At 44.1% G+C, this 263-nt stretch carries 1 pseudogene; it reads left to right on the forward strand.

From position 1 onward, the window contains the following. Positions 1 to 263, forward strand: a pseudogene (locus OQJ86_RS26515) (IS4 family transposase); the annotation flags it as partial.

Consider the following 263-nt stretch of genomic DNA (forward strand, 5'->3'; position numbering starts at 1 on the left):
CTTCCTTTTTCTCCCGCCGATATGGAAGGCGCATATCGCTTTATCCGCAATGAAAACATCGATGCAAAAGACATCGCTGAAGCAGGTTTTCAATCAACTGTATCTCGAGCTAACGAGCATGAGGAATTACTCGCACTTGAAGATACAACAACGCTCAGTTTTCCTCATCGAAGTATAAAAGAGGAGCTCGGGCATACTAATCAAGGCGATAGAATTCGAGCTCTCCACGTACATTCGACGTTACTTTTTGCACCACAAAGTCA

The organism is Vibrio sp. Sgm 5, assembly GCF_026241575.1.
In the GTDB taxonomy this organism is placed as follows: Bacteria; Pseudomonadota; Gammaproteobacteria; order Enterobacterales; family Vibrionaceae; genus Vibrio; species Vibrio jasicida.